Genomic DNA, 16,156 nt, shown 5'->3' with positions numbered 1-16,156 from the left:
AATTTTGCTGCTTGCGCTTATTATTTTCTCACTACAATTTAAACCAGTTCAGACTTATGTTGCTCAAAAAGCCGCGGCATATTTATCTAAAGAGCTGAACACCACTATATCCATTAAAAGCCTTTACATCAAGCCTTTCAAATCAGTCGTACTGGAAGATCTGCTGGTTCTTGACTTACAAAAAGATACTTTACTGCGCACGCCACAGTTTATGGTAGATATCAATTACCTCTCACTGGAGAAAAAAATAATTGATATCAGTACCGTTCAAATCAATAACGGACAATTTTTCCTAAAGGAATTCAAAGATAAGTCATCTAACCTCGATTTCATCATAGACTACTTCGATTCCGGTAAACCTACTGTAAAGAAAAAGAAAACAAAGCCTTTTGATGTTAAGCTGGGCCGGCTCATTTTAAACGAATTTGCCTTCCGCTATACTAATTTTGCGGCAAAAGATCTTAAACAAGGCACAAGTGTAAACTTTGATAATGTTGATGTGAAAGCTTTAAGTGGCATTTTTGAAGGCTTAGATACTAAAAACCACTTATTTAAAACACAGATTAAAAACCTGACTCTAAAAGAAAAGAGTGGCTTTTACCTTAAAAATCTGACTGCCCAAACAACCGTTGACAGCAATGCCATAGAGCTAAGAAACCTTTTATTGGTAACTGATCATAGCCGGCTGACGAATTATTACCAAATGAAGTTCAAATCTTTTAAGGATTTTAACCATTACATCGATAACATCAGGATGAAGGCCGTTTTTAAAGACAGCCACATGTCATCCAGAGATGTGGCATTTTTTGCCCCGGAATTAAATGATATGAAACTGGACCTGGATATCGATGGGCAAATTACAGGCCTGGTGAATAACCTCAGGGCTAAAAAATTATCCATCAAAGCGGGTAAGGCCACTTATATTAAAGGAGATTTCGTACTTCGCGGACTTCCTAAATGGCGGGAAACTTTTATGGACCTTAAAATTGAAATGGCCGGAACCAATAAGACAGATCTGGACCAAGTTCTGGCGGGTATTACCAACAGCAAAAAGAAAATTATCCCTGTCATTGTAAATAAGTTTGGGAATATCAATTTTAATGGCAGCTTTACTGGTTTTCAAAATGATTTTATCGCATACGGTGAGTTTAAGACTAAATTAGGTAGAATCGTTTCGGATGTAAATATGAAGATTGACAAAAATGATGTCCCTTCTTATACCGGCAACGTAAAAACCTATGATTTTAACCTGGGGAACCTGATCGATGAAAAGTCTTTAGGCAAAATCACTTCTTCATTATACGTGAAAGGCCGCGGCACTGAACTTAAAAACCTGACCGAGAAAATTAACGGGGATGTTGATTATATCGATTTCAATAAATATAGATATCGCAACGTTAAAATTGATGGTACATTTGATAAAAAATATTTCGACGGAAAACTCAGCATTAATGACCGGAATGTTAAGCTTGTTTTTGATGGCGGTGTAAACCTGAATCCAAAACTCCCTGTATTTAACTTTAATGCAACCATTTCAAAAGCCAGGTTAAAGACTTTAAAATTAATGAAAGACTCTTTAACGGTTGATGCCAAATTCAGCACCAATTTTTCAGGAACCAACCTGAATAATATTGAAGGCAGTTTACTGGTTGAAGCAATCAGGCTTCAGAACCCCAAAGGCATTTACCATATTGACTCGGTACAGTTAATGGCAGAAGGAACGGGCATTAACAGGAACCTGAACATCAAATCAGATATTTTAGATGCCAGCATCAGCGGACAATATGATCTCAATTCTATTGTTTCCTATTATAAGGCCATAGCCAAAACTTACATCCCATCACTTAAGGCGGATATCATCAAATACAATAATCAGATCTTCAAGTTTAATCTGGTGGTTAAAAAGTTTGAACCACTGGCACAATTTATCTCTCCGGGTCTTGAGATGGAAGAAGGTGCCACCATAATCGGCGATTTTGATTCCAGGAACAATACGGCAACACTGTCTGGCTTTGTCAAGAAAATGAAGTACAATGGCATTGTAGTAAACAATATTATACTGGATGAAAACACCACAAAAGAGCAGCTTCAGCTAATTGTTACTTCAGATCGGGTACAGCTAAATGACAGCTTATTCATTAAGGATGTGAACATTTCCAATATTCTCCGAAATGACAGTCTCGCTTTTAACATTAAAATGTCTAACGCTGATGAAGCCAATCAACTGGATTTAAACGGATTGGTGGAATTTACCAAAAATCAGGATACCACAGCCCGGCTAAGCCTTTTACCTTCCATCTTAAAAATTAACAGTGAAGAATGGAGAATACAGGAAAAGGTAAGAATTATCCTGAATAATGGTAAAACACTCATCAGTAATTTTGATTTAACCAACGGGAACCAGCAGCTTACCGTTGATGGCTTATTATCTGCTGATCCAAAAGATTTGCTTCAGGTGGGTTTTAAAGATTTCAGTCTGAAAACGCTTAATCCATTTACAAAAGGCTTTGGGGTAAAATTAAGTGGAAATGTAAATGGCGATACCAAACTGTACGGCATATTAAAATCACCAAGAGCAACTGATAACCTGAAGGTAGACTCGCTTAATTTTAATGACATCTACATCGGAACACTTCAGGATACCTCTTCATTTAATGGCGAAAACAGTAAAGTGAATATTTTCACCAGAATAACAGCCGATGATACGGAAACTTTTAAACTCACAGGTAACCTGGATTTAAATGAGAAATTCATCGACATGAATGTTAAAATGAATGAAAGTAAACTAACCATTTTAGAGCCATTTGTAAAACAACTGGTCTCCAACCTGAAAGGAAATATATCGGCTGATTTAAGCGTAAAAGGAAGTTTAGATAAACCTGCCATTAATGGAGACCTGTCATTAGATGAGGGACAGTTAATGGTAAATTACCTCAAAACAACCTATGTAATTACGGATAAGGTAAATATTGAAAACAGTATCATTAACCTGGATAAATTCAAAATCCGCGATTTAGAAAATAATGAAGCCGTTGCAGATGGATCCATTGATTTGAATAAACTTGATGATCCTACGCTAAATATCCTGGTTAAGGCAAATAACTTCATTTCCTTAAATACGACGGCTAAAGATAATGCTGTTTATTTCGGAAAGGCTTATGGTACAGGCGAATTTAAGTTTAGCGGGCCAACCAGCAGGATGAAGATTGATATTAAGGCCAAAACCGAAAAAGGAACAGTTTTCAATCTTCCTTTAAACAGTTCTGAAACCGTTTCAGATAAAGACTTCATCAACTTTATCAGCCGCGATTCGAGTAAGGTGGTGAAAAAAACCACCAGTTTTGATGGCCTTACACTAACCTTCAAACTCACCATCGATCCCAACACCACCGCTAATATTTTCACTACGCTGGGTAATCTGAGTGGAAAAGGAAACGCCGAGCTGAACCTGAATATCAACAGCCTGGGCGATTTTGAAATGTCTGGCGATTATATCATCGAAACCGGTAGCTTCGATTTTACGGCACAAGAAGTGATCAATAAAAAATTCGAGATCAGGCAGGGTGGAACCATCAGGTGGACAGGTAACCCTACTGCTGCTCAGATCAACCTGAAAGCCGTTTATGCCTTACGTGCGAATTTAAATGAACTGTTTAAGGCCGCCAACAGGGATGCCAGTAGTAATGCCAACCAGCGGGTAGATACCGAAGTTGAAATGGGATTAACAGGATTACTGCTCCAGCCGGAAATTAAACTGGACATCAACTTTCCCTCACAACCTTCCATCAAAGAGCAACTGCAAACTTATCTGAGCGACCAGAATAACCTAAATTTACAAGCTTTCAGTTTAATCATCAGAAGGAGTTTTGCTTCAGGAAACGGCGGGGAATCAATCGGGAATCAATTGAGTTCTACCGCAACAAGTACGGCTACAGAGCTTGTATTCAACCAGTTTAACAACGTACTCTCTTCACTAAACCTGAACTTTGTGGATCTGAACGTACGTTCATTGAACGAAGCCAATGCTTCATTTAAATTCTTTAACAACAGGTTGATCATTAATGCCGGTATTGTCGACCGAAACAGTGTGAACGATTTTAATGTCATTAATTTCAACAATGATAATGTTGGCCGGGAGGTTGAAGCTCTCTTTTTAATCCGGAAAGATGGTAGCCTGACAGTGAAGGCTGCCAATAAACCACCTACGCAACAGAGTATCTTCCTGAATAGCGGAATCAGTCCGACTGCAAACGTAACTTCATTTGGACTGGTATACACCCAGCAGTTCGATACTTTTAAGGAGTTTATTCAAAAAATTTCAGGTTCTTACCGCAGAAACCTGAAACGCAGACAAAGTGAGGCACCGGTTAAAGTTAATAAATCAATCAGTAAAGAGGCGATTATCAATCAAAGCAAGGGAAATCAGCGGAAGTAAATTTTAGTTATCCGTTGATAGCTGGAGCCCGCTCTTTTTAAGGAAGAGCGCCTTACCAACAAATTCGTTATGAAGAGAAGGCTTCTTTACAAATGAGATTACTACCATTTATATAGCCCCCCTATCCACCTATCGGCACGGTTACCGATATAAAATCGGCATGTACCCCAGAAGGGAAAAGGCTCTGGGAAAAAAGCAATCCCTATTTGATCGACACTCCTCTAATCATAAAATACAGTAAATAAAAAGACCAGTGGTTAAACCACTGGTCTTAATTATTCTGAACGCCTGATTGCGGATTGAACCATAAACAGCATCTATCCTTTCATAATCGAATGCCCCATTTTATCGCGTTTGGTTCTCAGGTAACGCTCATTATGTACGTTGCTTTCAATTTCAATGGGAATATTTTCGATAACCTCTAAACCATAGCCAATCAAACCGGCTCTTTTAGTTGGATTATTGCTCATTAAACGCATCTTGGTAATGCCTTCTGACCTGAGTATTTGTGCGCCCACGCCATAATCGCGTTCATCTCCTTTAAAACCCAGTTTAATATTGGCTTCAACGGTATCAAAACCCGCATCCTGAAGATTATATGAGCGCAGTTTATTAATCAGTCCGATGCCCCTACCCTCCTGGTTCATGTACACCACAATGCCTTTGCCTTCCTTCTGAATCATTTCTAATGATTTATGCAACTGCGGACCGCAATCGCAGCGGCAGGAGCCAAAAATATCACCGGTAACACATGAGCTGTGTACCCTGGTCAGTACAGGTTCATCCTCTTTCCATTCCCCTTTCGAAATGGCCAGGTGTGTGGCATTGTTATCCAGCTGTGTGTAAGCTGTCATTTTAAAATCGCCCCATTCTGTCGGCAAATCAATGGTTACTTCCCTTTTAATTAAACTGTCTATGTTTAAGCGGTAAGCAATCAGGTCTTCAATAGAAATGATCTTTAACTGGTGTTGTTCTGCAATCTTAAACAGATCCGGGAGCCTGGCCATTTCGCCATCCTCTTTCAAGATTTCCACCAAAAGACCAGCAGGTTTCATTCCCGCCAAGCGGGCCAAATCTACCCCGGCCTCAGTATGACCAGCACGACGAATCACGCCGCCATCCTTCGCAATTAAAGGAAAAATATGTCCTGGTCTTCCCAGTTCTTCCGGTTTGGTTTGAGGATTGACCAGCGCCAGCATGGTTTTTGACCTGTCGCTTGCCGAAATCCCCGTGGTACAACCATGGCCTACTAAATCAACTGAAACCGTAAAATTGGTTTCGTAGGCTGCTGTGTTTTTCCCCACCATTAAATCCAGGTTTAATTCCTTACAACGCTCTTCAGTAAGTGGTGCGCAAATCAAACCCCGCCCATAGGTGGCCATAAAGTTAATGACTTCGGGCGTTGCATTTTCTGCGGCGGTAAGAAAATCGCCCTCATTCTCCCTGTTTTCGTCATCAACAACAATAATTACTTTACCTGCTTTAATATCAGCAATGGCTTCCTCTATGGTGTTTAATTTTGTTTGCATTTGTTCAAGGCATATTTATCTAGACTGATCAGGTTATTTACAAGGTGCTAAATAACATACAACTAATTTGCCGATACAAAGGTACAACCTTAACAGACAAAAAAATCTTTAAAATATCATTTATAAGTAAAGGAAAACGGCTATTGTTTTTGCTTAATCCGGAATAGTTTAATGAAGAACTGCTTATAATAATTGACATCAAACAAGGCCGAATCAACTGTAGCTTTATAAGTTAAAAATGCTGCCAGCGGAGACAATACAATCACGGCAATCCACATGGCTACGATTGGATTGGTTGAACCTTCACGGGCTGATTTTTCAGCAACTGTGGTGATGATGTGGTACACCAGGAAAAACGAGATGGCAATCACCACCGGCAGGCCCATACCGCCTTTGCGGATAATGGCACCCAGAGGCGCACCAATAAAAAACAATAGGATACAGGAAGCTGCCAGGGTAAATTTTCGCTGGTATTCTATCCGGGTAAAGATAAATTCGCCTACTAAATCGGCATGTCGCGGTGCCGTGTTAGATAAATTCTGCATCATTCCGGCCACGATGTTCACGGCATTGTCAAGGCTTGCCTGTTTTGACCCGTTCGGAATATCTTTAATAATGTTATCGCTGATTTTTTTCGGCGTAACCTTTAAACTGGAGTATCCTTTGGTGGTGGTATATTGTTTCAGGTTACCAGAGGCCATTCTTACGGAGTATCGCCCCAAGGTATCCAGTACCCTGGTTAATGAATCGCCTTTTTTAGCTATCCCCCTTAAATTCAGCATCGGTGTACTGTTTCCGAACGCATTAGGGTCTGTTCTGTTCATATCAAATGATTCGAGGCTAAACCTCGGCTCTGTTTCTTTAAAGCGGGTGCGGTTCAAAATCTGCCGTGGATTGTACGCCCCACTGGTACTGGCCTGCTCCTCATATTGTACGCCGTCTTTTAATTTAAGCAACAGGTATTTACCATCAGAAGTTTTATTCATTTCACCTTCTTTGGCCATGATCACTTTCGGAATCCCATTGTTGCCCCTGTGGTCGTATATGAGGATGCCGCTTAATTTTCCATTTTCATCTTTGGCATCTACCCGAATGGAGAAATTCGGAATACTATTGTTGAATACGCCGGGTTTGATCAGAAAAGATAGTTTTTTATTACGGATGTCGTAAAGCAATGAACTGAATTTCAGGTTCGCCTTAGGTAGCATGTAATTGGAAAAAAGAAAGGAACTGATCGTGAGCATGATGATCACCACGAACAAAGGTCTCATGGCTTTCTGCAATGAAATACCGGCAGATTTGATGGCTACCAGTTCATAATTTTCACCCAGCGTACCAAATGTCATGATGGAAGAAAGCAAGACAGACAGCGGTAATGCCATGGCTACGTTAGCGGCCGAGGCATAATACATCAGCTCTAAAATAGTATACCACTCAAAGCCTTTGCCGATTAAATCATCAATCCACTTAAACAGGAAAAACATCAAAAGGATAAACATTACCACAAAAAAAGTGGCAAGGAATGGCTTGATGAATGCTTTAATAAGAAGAAGGTGTATTTTTTTCACCCTACAAAGGTAAGCAATACGGCATTAAACTAGGCACCTAAAACGCTAATCAAATAATCAATTTGATTATCCCAGATCAATTTTTTCTCTGCTAGTAAGTCATCGGTGGTAAAATCGGTAATGGCCAGTGCTACATCATTGGTGAGTTCGTCCTGCACAATTTCCATTTCAAAATAGCATTGTGGTTCGTCATCCAACCACTTAAACTTAACCAGTTTGTTTTCTTTGATCGAAACCAGTTTAGCTTTCAGTTGCTCATCATCCCAGGTAAAGGTATAAACCTGATCGCGAAAATTTACATCGTCGGCAAACCATTGTGATAAGCCATTTGGCTCACTGATAAAGCTATACAAAATTCGTGGTGACGATTTAACCTCGTACTCAAGCGTAAATTTTTTCTTTTCTGCCATGTTCATTCATTACCAGAATAAATCTGGATGTATTTTTTTTTATTTTATTTTTCTAAAGAAAGGTAAATTATTCTATATTTGCAACTCCAAAAAATAACCAGCTAAATATTTGATATTATACACAAATATTTATACCCGGCGGGGTAGCTCAGATGGTTAGAGCGCAGGATTCATAACCCTGAGGTCGGCAGTTCGATCCTGCTCCCCGCTACCGAATCGGCAAAAGAGGCATAATCCAGAGATAATTCTGGTATGCCTCTTTTCTTTTTACTGATAAGTTGCTGAAAATAAGCTATATACAAAAACACTAAATTTATTTCAGTGGTTCGAACTTTATCATTTTTCTTATCATAACTCATACCACTAGGGAACAGTAATGTTTGGAGTTGTTGCTTAGTATGGTAATCACCAGAAAGCCAGTTTAAAGGTAGCTGAGTAGCATATTCTATAGCCAACCTAACACATTTTAAAAGGTTCGAACTTTTATTAGACAGGATGAGCAAATTCTGCTCAATTTCTCTTTTTTCGTCCGAATATTTCTCATGGTACTTTGTGTAAAGTTCCTGACTTATATCTTCTTCAATATATCTTTCCTCTAATCGCTCCACCTTCTTCTTAACTTCTCTGTGGCTGTTCTCCAACTCTAAAAGATCCGCTTGCTTATTTTGAGTCAACTGGTTAAATGTTGCAGCAACCTGCTCAACCAATAGTTCTATATATTCCTTGGCAATGTCAATTTTAAAGAAATCAAGTATATCTGCAAATCTGGAATTAAGAGAATCAGCATTTTTGTTATTACAGCAAGCTTTGGTTTTGCATTTATAATAATGTATATTCTTTTTGCGTGCGAGGTAGCCACTCAACGGCTTCCCGCATTCGGCACATACCATAAAGCGCTTCAAAGAAATGTGCACATTTTCTTCATTTAGTGAAAAACCATGGGGAATTTTTTCTAGCATACCGTTAACCTTTAAGAAAAGTTCCCTGCTAATTAATTTCTCGTGATTGCCCACAACCACTTGTCCCTCCAACATATTGTGCACCATCAAGCCACAATAGAATGGATTTCTAAATATTTCTGAGATACGCTGATGAATCAATTTTAGTCCTTTAGCCGCCAACCTATCGCGAATTACCTCATTTGACACATTTTCATAAGCTTTCCATTCAAAGGCCTGACGAATGAGCCTTCCCTTCCCATTTATGACAATCTGCCTTTTGTTCTTCGATCTGTCAATCTCAAATCCTAAAGGGGGATTAGTCGGCCAATCACCACGCAGTAACATCTCTTTTATACCAGCACTACATTTTTGCTTTCTCAATTGATTGTCAAACTCGCCAAACAGGAACAACAACTTTTGTTGCATCTGACCCGAAGCACTCGAGGTATCAATAGGTTGTGTTACGGAAATTATTTCTATACCTAAGCGCCTCAATTCTCCGCTAAGCCAGATTGAGTTGTCATTTCTTGAAAACCTCTCCAGACTATACACTAAGATAGAAGATATTTTTCCTTTGAATTTTTTCACGAAAGAAAGCATGGCGGTAAATTGCTTTCTCTCATCGTTCTCAGCGCTTTCGTAGGTTCCCCCAAACTGAGCGGCAATATTAAACCCAAATTTCTCTGCGTATAGCATACATGCCTTCAATTGGGTTCCCAGGCTTAAATTATCAGCCTGCTCTTTACTACTAACCCTTGTATAGATAACGCATTCCAAGCTTTTGGAAACTTTTTTATTTTGTTTCCCTTTTGCAAATGAGTCGAAAAAAAAGATGTCTGACATAAATAATACTTCTTTGATTACACTATAAGATACTAATAATCAATTATTTTATCAAGTTTTTTGCTCCTTTTTTTCACTTGCATTAAAAATGATTATAGACATTTTTTTGATAGTAAGGATCACATCATTAGCCTGCTCCTCGGTAAAATGTGAAAACATTTGCTTTGAAAGCACCTCTTCTATGGTTAGATCATGCTGGCGCACAATAGTTTCTATATTTAAATCAAACTCCATATCCATGACGTTTATTTTGAGTAACAAATATTTTTAGAAAGGTATTCTGAAGAATAACAGGATTGGATAATCACAATTAATTACGCTCCTGTTAGAAATAGATGCAAATAGGTATAAACTGGGGTACATCTATCATTAATGTACTCACATTTTGAGATGAGCACATGAGTCTCCTGTTAATAATTTATCTTTGCAAATCTGAATGATCTATCGCCAAAGAATCAATTACGCCATCGCGGATCACCTCAAATCCCGCTACACGATCTGTATTGTATATCGCGACTGTTTTTGGTGGCCAAAGTTTCGGGTCGTTTATTTTATCCCAGTCAATCCCAATGCCTGACGGATAATAATCCCAGTTCTCCCAGGCTCTCTCTTTAATTAAAAGTTCGTCGTAACCCAGTACCCTTGTAAGATATTCATTACGGTTACCTTCCCAGTTCATCCCGTAGCAGAGCAGATCAGCAACCTTGTAAAAATCAGAGAGCTGGTCATCGTGCCGGTGATTTAGGTATCGCTCGGAAACTCCTGCGCACAGCAAAATACTCCGGACGCGAGATGCGTCCAGAGCTTTGTCAGCATCCAAAATGCTGGCATCCTTACTGAGTGTTATCTTATAGATTTTGGCATATCCAAGATTATCAAACCCTGCTTCACCGTTCAGTCTTGACTTCTGGAGTACGAGATGGCTAAAAAGACAGGCGGCGTCCTCACTTATTGAAGTATAAAATGCATTTCCCAAAGTGAGAGCATTCCAGCCAACTCCTTTACCGGACTGGATGTTTATTTTCATACCGTCCAGTCCAAGCGAACCATGATAAAGTGCCAGCAATTCTGGGTTTATTTCCTTTACTTTCAAACTCCAAATTCCGTCTTTAGGTCTATCGGGTAGTTAGCTGTTAGCACCTCCGTCTTGCTTTTCTGCTTTCCTCCTTTTGCATTAACGGAAACCTGTTGCTTTACCGACCATTGATGCCAGCCATGTTCTTTGGCATATTTTTCCAATATTGGAGAGGGGTAGGAAGAGAGCAAAAACTTGCCTTTTATTCCGGCCAGTAAAAAAAGAAGGGCTTCAAAATCCCCTTCAGAATAACCGTCATAGTGACCACAGTCAGAGTTGTAGTAGGGCGGATCACAGTAAAAGAAACTATCTGCGGTATCGCGGCTTGCGATGATGTAAAGGGCATCTGCGCATTCTATCTGGCAGTTCTGGAGCCTGATAGCCATTTCTTCAACAAATCCTTCTTTCTTGGAATTTATTTTTTTTGTGGTGGTATTACCTGATTTATCATATCCCCAACTGCTGTCAAGCTGCGAAGAAAAGCTCTGTGATGAAGTCAACCAGACTGCCCATGCCCTTTTTATCTCCGAAAACATATCCGGATTGTTATAGATCACCGAAGCCTTTCTGTGCAGATCCCTGGAATGAAGAGAGATCCTGATCTCCTTTTCTAGTGAAGTAAAATCCTCCTTCGCTACCCTATAAAAATTCATCAGTTCTTTATTGGTATCATTAATTACCTCAACCTTTGATTGTTCTTTAGCAAAGAATACCGCCGCGCCACCAATAAAAGGCTCACAATAAAGCACATGTGGCGGAATTACCGAAACAATGCGTTTGGCTAATTTTTGTTTACCCCCATAATAGCTTATGGGGGTTCTTAATTTTAGTTTAGTCATAAATTCTAATACAAGTCGTCAATGCTTAAATCAACTTTTTTCCCCTCAACCATTACCGACACCCTGCACTTGATATCGGGCGTGGCCATACTTTCCACATGATAGCGCTTGCCGTTTAAGTTATGTAGCGGGTGATCTTCCTTGAGATCAAGGGTAACCCATCCGCTTGCGCGGATGCGGTCTATCTTAGCTAAAAGCTTTCTCATTTTTTCTTTGCTGTTACAAAGGATTATCTTCCTATTTCCTCGCTTTGGGAGGTATCACCATCCCGCTGGTTTTCCCAGGGAAACCGCTCTTCTGTATTGCTGGCATCGATTTCGCTTTTTTTGGAAGTTCTTTGCTCAGCCGAGGCCGTGCTTTCTTTTTGCTCTTCTTTTTTAGGAAAGATTTCATCCTGGCGGATAATGGCCATGTTCTTATCATAAACATCAAGTCCCTTAAACTGGGGATTCGCGGTTACCATTACAGCAACGGCTTTCTTACCCACCATCATCTCGGCCGGTGCCAGATGGCCACTTCTCAGCATTTTCATCATACCATCCTTTCCAAGTTCAGTAAGACCCTTGAACGGATATTTGTCTATGGCATCAGATAGCTCAAACTTGAATTCGGGGTAGAATTTTTTCAGGGGATGATTCCCGTAGGCATCCTGAATATCAAGGTTGAGCTTAAACCAAACCTTTTTCTTTTCCGAACCCTCACTGTTTTCCAATTTGGTGTAAACATCCCGTTCAAGTGAGTTCCCAGAGAGTAGTTTATAGGCCTGTAGCGCCGTAATCCGATTGTCCCTTTCCAGATCAAAGACTTGTCTGATAGGCAAGGCACTTCCGGCCTTATTCAGAGTTACCTCATAATCGTTCAGAAAATACATATCGCTCTGCTTGGAGCGGTTGAAGTTCAGCATGAACCTGACCTGATCGGAACCAATTGCAGGATTCTTTTTGGCGTTGGCAGATGTGTAGCTTTGCGTAACTCCGAGGGTAAAAGCAGGGAGTTCCCTGGAAATTGCTGATTCAAGAACATCGTTGAGTTTTGTTCCAAAGCCCAGATAGTCCAGGCTCTTTTTTAGATAATCTAAATTTTGTTCATTCATAAGAATATGTTATTAATTAATCAAAATAGGCTAAGCTGTTGCTCAGGCTGGGGAGGGCTATAGCCATTTTCCCGGGCGAGGTGTTCGCCAAGGGAGACTGCCAGTTCCTCGATGGACGCATATCCGCAATCCTTTAAAAAAGCAGAAAAGAGAAAATGTGACCGGTAGCCGGTGCTGGATATAATATTGGAATCTGAGCGAAACTCCAGGTGTACAACGGTTGGCTCTTTTTCATCATTTCTTTTGCTGGGCCAGTTGTACACATAATTGACATTGACATCGAATCCGAATACGCGGATATCGAGACCTATATCCTGTTTGAAAATTTCTGGAATCATGGGAATGGATTTTACCGGATTTGCAAAGGCCTTAGATTAGTCCTAAATCCGGTGATCTTACAAAACCTATTAAGTGAAAAGAGTGATTCCGCACATGAAAATTCGCATGACTTAAAAGTGAAAATCACATGATGGGATAAAACCAGAAAAGTTGCGTCAAATCCTTTCAGCCATAGCGAAATCTTACAGGTTAATACGATTGCAGGCAGATCATCTCCGAATACAGTCACGAATTTCGCATTGGGAAATACCAAGCTGATGCGTATTATACCTTCCGGAAGAGCAAGAAAACCAAACGTTGCCAGCGCGGCATCCCGAAATTTGACTGAGGTAGCATCTGATAGAACTTTTAGACAATCCCTTTTTTCATAAAAAAGATAAACGGTACGGATACATATCTCTGGCAGCCCGTAAGGAATCAGGTATGCGAAACCATCGCACATAACCCATTCTCTGTCCATATTTATCTGGATATGCTATGACTATAGCCGCGGCTATACTCGTTTTTGAACTCATCGAGTTCTCTCTGCTGCAACATCTCGTCTGAAATTGCGCCATCGTTTTTTTTCATTTCCAGGAATGCTGATTCAAAGCCTGGTGAAAAGGGAGTCTGATGAATACTTGAATCCATTATGGGAGCGAGATCTTTTAATAAAAAACCCGCGGCTTTACCGTCTTTCAAAAAAGTTAAGATAAGTGCTGTACGGCTGGCTACGATCCCCTTGGGCTCACTGGCCCTATGCTGAATCATCGTCCCATCGATTAGCTGCACAATGCGTCCTAGGGCAAAATCCTTACTTTTCTTTACATCTAGTTTCTCTCCGTTGATCTGAAATGGAACCTCTACCCCTTTTGGATCATAGGAAATGAACTCCCTGGTTTCACTATCATATTCAAATACGAGAGTCCTACTTGTGCCATCAGGAAAATTAATGGGTTTTGCAATATTCTTAACCTCTCCTGCGACCAGCGCATCAGCTTCAACATCCAATAAATCCGGAGACAGTTTCGGCTCCTTGTAAATAGGATGCAATTTTATCTCGTGGAGACTATCTTCATTTAGGTTTAAGGATAGCTTAGCATCCAGGCTATCAATAACAAAAGCCTCGCTGACCAGATTCTGTAGGTTCACTAAAGAAGTTCTCCTGCCCGAAAGAAGTGCAGCAATGTCTGTGTCGTCCAATAAGTACCTGGTCCCGTCGTATAGCCCTAGCCTGGATAGCTCTGCAACGGGCAGGGCCTCCTCGATAATTATATTTTTCATAAATTTCTTTTATCTGTTTAAATCAAGATGTGATTGGTTCACAGCTTCGCCAATTTGGTTAGCGTGCTTCTCATTTTGAAACTCAGCACCCATTTCGCGTTTGAGATATAAAAGCGCTGCGTAAAGTTTATCTTCCCGGCCCAATGTAAATGCATTGCCGTTCAGGCTTTCATGCATCTTCAGCCTTCCCTGTTTTAAATGGCCTAGAACCTCATAGACCGATCCGTTATATGGAATCTTATCTCCCGTGGTGAGATACCCAGAAGCTTTTCCGGGAGCAGGCTGCATCGCATTCAGGGAAACCTTTTCATCGGTAATCTCCTGCTTTCTTTCTATATCCATGATATAGCCAAGAATACGCTCGGCATCCATGGAAGCAGAAAAGATCTCAAAAGGATTGTTCTCCAGAATCGATATCCAGCTTTCCACATAGGCATAATGCTGTCCCGGGTCATGGCCTATACCAAGTTCCTGTCCAATAAGCATCGAAGCGATTTCTGCTCTGAGTTCCTCCCTGGCATAGCTCGCATCCCCAAAGCCTTTACCCATGTCTCGGTTCAACCGGTCTGGATGCCCCGTCCAGTGTCCCAGTTCGTGGAGCAGTGTAGCATAATATTTGTGGCTTTCAGAAAACCAGTCCTTGTAGGGAAGCGTAATAGCATCCCTTTTTGGGTCATAAAAGGCATTTGCGGAATATTGGTGAAAAATTACTGCGCCTGAGGAGGCAATGAGATTCTCTGCTCGCTCAACCGGTGCCCACTTCGTGCCTGGCTTTTCTCTTTCCAGTTTGGGCATGCCCTCGATCTGAGCGGCATTAAACACGTAAGCATTGCGAACAATGGCATGGGGAAGTTCCCTTGTTTCCTTTATGGGCTTTCCGAGCTCATCATGCATAACCTTTCCTGAAGCGTCGCGCCTGGTTCGCTCATCACTTGTTTTAACGAACTGGATGGGCATGGATTTCTCTCCCTTTCTCACCTGCATTCCGCTTTCCTCTGCCTGCCTGTAGGTCATCCATCTTGGATCTTCCCTACCTGCCATCAAAAGTGATAGCGCGTTGATTCCCTTGTATCTATTGCCGCTCTGAAAATTGTAAGGCATTAAAAGAGGAATGCCCGCTGAATCCCATGGAATCTGCCAGGGTGCGGTTCCGGCGCGGAGTGCCTCAATTACTTTCTCGGCAACCTGAACGTGCAGGGGTTTATGAACATCTTTTTTATCCATCTTGCTCTTCCTCCGTATCCGCAAAACCAATTCCGTAAACCCAGGCCTCGTCCTGATTCAGTTCCACTTCCTCTACCATCGCGAGTAGTTCCAGTTTTTGCCTTAGGGTCAAATAGGCTGAATTTTCCATAAAATTTATTTGATTAATTTTGGCTACTTTATAGTAGCGAAGAATAAAGTTTACAGGATCGATGTAGACTCGCCCGATGCGCAAACTAAAGTGCAGGTGTTCGCCAGTCACCCTACCGGTAGATCCCGTAACCGCTATAACTTCCCCAGAACGGACTTCCTCGCCCTTTCGAACCAGAATAATGGAGAGGTGGCCATATATGCTTTCAAGGCCTGAATGATCAATCCTTATAAATTTCCCCAGAATTGGATTAAAGCCTACGCCGGATACCTTTCCGGCAAGAAAAGAAAATACAGGCTCATTTCTTGCGTGAAGATCAATGCCACGATGGAAATCCGCAAAATGGGTAACAGGATGTATCCTTTTACCAAAAGCGCTATTTACCTTTATTGAATTCAAAGGGAAGGAGATTTGGGAGTAGCAGGATAGAGAAGAGCAAACAAAAATGAGAAGTACGCCTGCCAAAA

At 40.8% G+C, this 16,156-nt stretch carries 14 protein-coding genes and 1 tRNA gene; 2 read left to right on the top strand and 13 right to left on the bottom strand.

Annotation, left to right across the window (positions count from 1 at the left end; all coding sequences use genetic code 11):
• Positions 1 to 4 precede the first annotated feature (4 nt).
• Positions 5 to 4,435, top strand: coding sequence for a translocation/assembly module TamB domain-containing protein (locus OQ267_RS13685; RefSeq protein WP_265836353.1), 4,431 nt, complete (start codon positions 5 to 7; stop codon positions 4,433 to 4,435).
• A gap of 317 nt (positions 4,436 to 4,752) precedes the next feature.
• Here the strand turns inward: OQ267_RS13685 and OQ267_RS13680 are convergent, their stop codons facing one another.
• From OQ267_RS13680 to OQ267_RS13670, 3 genes are all read right to left on the bottom strand, one after another.
• Positions 4,753 to 5,964 carry a bifunctional 3,4-dihydroxy-2-butanone-4-phosphate synthase/GTP cyclohydrolase II gene (locus OQ267_RS13680; protein WP_088300338.1) on the bottom strand — a complete coding sequence of 404 codons (1,212 nt, stop codon included), beginning with the start codon at positions 5,962 to 5,964 and terminating at the stop codon, positions 4,753 to 4,755.
• Positions 5,965 to 6,104: 140 nt separating this feature from the next.
• On the bottom strand, positions 6,105 to 7,532 hold the full coding sequence (locus OQ267_RS13675) for an LptF/LptG family permease (protein WP_088300339.1): 1,428 nt from the start codon (positions 7,530 to 7,532) through the stop codon (positions 6,105 to 6,107).
• Between the two features lie 29 nt (positions 7,533 to 7,561).
• Positions 7,562 to 7,942: an START-like domain-containing protein gene (locus tag OQ267_RS13670; protein ID WP_029284154.1), complete on the bottom strand. Its 381-nt coding sequence runs from the start codon at positions 7,940 to 7,942 to the stop codon at positions 7,562 to 7,564.
• Positions 7,943 to 8,079: 137 nt separating this feature from the next.
• Between OQ267_RS13670 and OQ267_RS13665 the strand changes: the two genes are divergently transcribed.
• Positions 8,080 to 8,153 (top strand) — tRNA-Met (locus tag OQ267_RS13665).
• On the opposite strand, the gene OQ267_RS22565 is transcribed toward OQ267_RS13665, so the two are convergent.
• The 10 genes from OQ267_RS22565 to OQ267_RS13620 form a co-directional block, all read right to left on the bottom strand.
• Positions 8,113 to 9,726 (bottom strand): recombinase family protein, encoded by a 1,614-nt coding sequence (locus tag OQ267_RS22565; protein ID WP_416348660.1) that lies wholly within the window; start codon positions 9,724 to 9,726, stop codon positions 8,113 to 8,115. The genes OQ267_RS13665 and OQ267_RS22565 overlap by 41 nt on opposite strands.
• 51 nt (positions 9,727 to 9,777) lie before the next feature.
• Positions 9,778 to 9,966, bottom strand: a complete 189-nt coding sequence (locus OQ267_RS13660; RefSeq protein ID WP_265836352.1) for a hypothetical protein — start codon at positions 9,964 to 9,966, stop codon at positions 9,778 to 9,780.
• Positions 9,967 to 10,144: 178 nt separating this feature from the next.
• A complete protein-coding gene (locus OQ267_RS13655; protein WP_265836351.1) occupies positions 10,145 to 10,819 on the bottom strand; it encodes a hypothetical protein in 675 nt (224 codons plus the stop codon).
• Positions 10,816 to 11,640: a DNA adenine methylase gene (locus OQ267_RS13650; protein WP_131535375.1), complete on the bottom strand. Its 825-nt coding sequence runs from the start codon at positions 11,638 to 11,640 to the stop codon at positions 10,816 to 10,818. Before OQ267_RS13650 ends, OQ267_RS13655 begins: the two co-directional genes overlap by 4 nt.
• 5 nt (positions 11,641 to 11,645) lie before the next feature.
• Entirely contained in the window at positions 11,646 to 11,846 is a 201-nt protein-coding gene (locus OQ267_RS13645; protein ID WP_131535373.1) for a hypothetical protein, read from the bottom strand.
• 23 nt (positions 11,847 to 11,869) lie between these two features.
• Positions 11,870 to 12,733 (bottom strand): hypothetical protein, encoded by an 864-nt coding sequence (locus tag OQ267_RS13640; protein ID WP_265836350.1) that lies wholly within the window; start codon positions 12,731 to 12,733, stop codon positions 11,870 to 11,872.
• Between the two features lie 20 nt (positions 12,734 to 12,753).
• Positions 12,754 to 13,071 (bottom strand): hypothetical protein, encoded by a 318-nt coding sequence (locus OQ267_RS13635; RefSeq protein WP_131535369.1) that lies wholly within the window; start codon positions 13,069 to 13,071, stop codon positions 12,754 to 12,756.
• Between the two features lie 463 nt (positions 13,072 to 13,534).
• Entirely contained in the window at positions 13,535 to 14,335 is an 801-nt protein-coding gene (locus tag OQ267_RS13630; RefSeq protein WP_131535367.1) for a DUF4099 domain-containing protein, read from the bottom strand.
• A gap of 9 nt (positions 14,336 to 14,344) precedes the next feature.
• On the bottom strand, positions 14,345 to 15,559 hold the full coding sequence (locus OQ267_RS13625) for an ArdC family protein (protein ID WP_131535365.1): 1,215 nt from the start codon (positions 15,557 to 15,559) through the stop codon (positions 14,345 to 14,347).
• Positions 15,552 to 16,088: a M23 family metallopeptidase gene (locus OQ267_RS13620; protein ID WP_265836349.1), complete on the bottom strand. Its 537-nt coding sequence runs from the start codon at positions 16,086 to 16,088 to the stop codon at positions 15,552 to 15,554. Before OQ267_RS13620 ends, OQ267_RS13625 begins: the two co-directional genes overlap by 8 nt.
• Positions 16,089 to 16,156: the final 68 nt, after the last annotated feature.

Origin of the sequence: Pedobacter sp. MR22-3 (assembly GCF_026240075.1) — a bacterium.
In the GTDB taxonomy this organism is placed as follows: domain Bacteria; phylum Bacteroidota; class Bacteroidia; order Sphingobacteriales; family Sphingobacteriaceae; genus Pedobacter.
The sequence above is the reverse complement of the archived record's forward strand: the minus strand, read 5'-3'. Positions and strand labels throughout refer to the sequence as shown.